The organism is Paraburkholderia sp. J69-1, from assembly GCF_905220255.1.
Classification (GTDB): domain Bacteria; phylum Pseudomonadota; class Gammaproteobacteria; order Burkholderiales; family Burkholderiaceae; genus Paraburkholderia.
In genome coordinates, this window is record NZ_CAJMZG010000062.1 from 1 (window position 1) to 1,991 (window position 1,991).

1 protein-coding gene is annotated in these 1,991 nt (G+C 59.4%); it reads right to left on the reverse strand.

What is annotated here, in order from left to right:
- On the reverse strand, positions 1-1,011 hold a 1,011-nt coding region (locus tag U5A67_RS40345; RefSeq protein WP_321959832.1), incomplete at its 3' end, for a phage integrase N-terminal domain-containing protein.
- Positions 1,012-1,991: the final 980 nt, after the last annotated feature.

Genomic DNA, 1,991 nt, shown 5'->3' on the forward strand with positions numbered 1-1,991 from the left:
CGCCCGCGCTTCACTCGTCTGCGAACCCGGCGCGCTGCGCCAGCGCGCGAAGCTGCCGTAGTAGGAATTGGTAATCGCCGTACGGCTGTGCCCCAACATTTCGCTCACCTGACTGCGAGCGAGATGCAGATCCTCCAGCGAGAGCTGGTCTGCAGTCCCACCCAGCGTCGCGGGAATAAATGGCCGCACCGGATCCGTCATCGCCGCATTCTCTGCGAATTCCGCACGCAGTCCGTGCCCCGTCACGTTTGATTGCGCGGCGGTAATCCCGATTTCCTTCATCCGACGGCTATATTCCTTCTGGCAATACTTCAAGCCGGCCGGCATCCCACGACGGGTTGTCCGCCATGCCATCGCTTGCCCTTTAGGCATACGCGCCTTGACGTAGTCGAGCATCGTCCGCTGGTAATCATTCTTGAGCGCAATAATGCGCGGACGTCCTGTTTTCGACCCCGTGTTGGGATAGATGGTCAACGTGTCGCCGTGATCGCTTTTCCACGGCTTAAGCAACAGGATCTCCCTGCGTCGCAAGCCGAACGCGAGTTCTATGCGCAGCATCATGCCGAACCGCTCATCCAGCGCATCGGCCTGCGCCAACTTCGCATCAACATTCACGCCGTTTTCGGTCCACGACTTCGATATCGACGCAACGGCTGTGCGACGCAACTGCATGGCGGGCACATCGGGGAGATAGTCTGCGAGGCGCCCAACAAAGCCCTTCTTCCCAATCCACGTCCCGAACTTGCGCAACATCGACAATTCGTTTTGCATTGTCGACACCGCTCGTCCCTCCGCGTACCAGTGCTTCACCAGCGCATCGACGTGCCGCGCGCCAAGGTTGGCGGGATTCTGCAACCTGTATCCCAGCAGGTGGAGCGTGTTGAACACCGCGAACAAGGTCTTCGCGGTCAGCTCGCGCGTTCTGAACGACGCTACATTCCCGTTCATCCGCACGCCCGCGTGCCGATCAATAAGCTTCTGCAACTCCCCACGCCACCCAACATGCTGCATGCCAACCTCCTGACGCTCGCTCAAGTTCACAAAGAATCACGCCTCGCCGCGTGTGTTGCGCATCATCAAGTGCGCGCCCGTTGTTGCCGGGTATATCGACCTGCCTGTAGCTTTAAGGGGCATGAGCGGGCCCTTCTTAAAAGTGTGCGTTTGCGTCGCCGGCTCCCTCTACAACTTTTACTACTCAGCGATGCCCCGGCGCTCGCGCTAACCGGGTCTCCTCCCCCTCAGGGTGGAACTGGCCTTTAAAGCAGGGACCATACTGCACCGATTCGTCTTGCGACGATCCAGGCTCGGTGCACGCCTCATGTTGTTCAGCTCCTGCGCGCCAGGGCATGCAGGCAGGGCCCTCTATTCGCCGGCCGTACGACCGCAACGAATAGCCCACTCACCGACTCAGTCAGCGAGCAGCAAAAGCCTCTTCTACGAAGGTCGTCTGACCTTTGGGAATTTCTTTCTGTCTGTCGGCAGATGCCCCAGTCGCCCGCAAAGCCACACGGGGTAGGGGTTTTGCCCTTCCTCTGGTTCCCGTAGTCATCCGACCGGGTAGAGGCGAGAAAACGCGCATGCGCGCGTAGTTGCGATTCCTGGGCGACCTTGTGCAAGGAATCCGCCCGGAAAACTCAGTGACAGTGTCCGGCCGACTGACAACGCGCATAGACGCGTTTGAGCATTCTTTTCGGGGACCTTATGGAAAGAGTCCACCCCAAAGAAGCGGTCGGCGGCAAAGCAGCCACGTGATGATTTAAAGAGCTTCCCCGGCGAGGGGAAAGCATGCCGCCAGCGCGACGTAGGAACAGCGGGTGAGAAAAACATCTCACATGGCCGCCAGTAGACCACGCCGGCGGCTTTCCCGCAAGTGAAAACCGGTCACCTTCACCTCACGCCCGCTGGCGAACCATCTAAAGCAACGACGATATGCGACAGCGTGCGGGCTCAACGAATAGCCCACTGAGCGACTCTATCAGCGGACAGAAAAA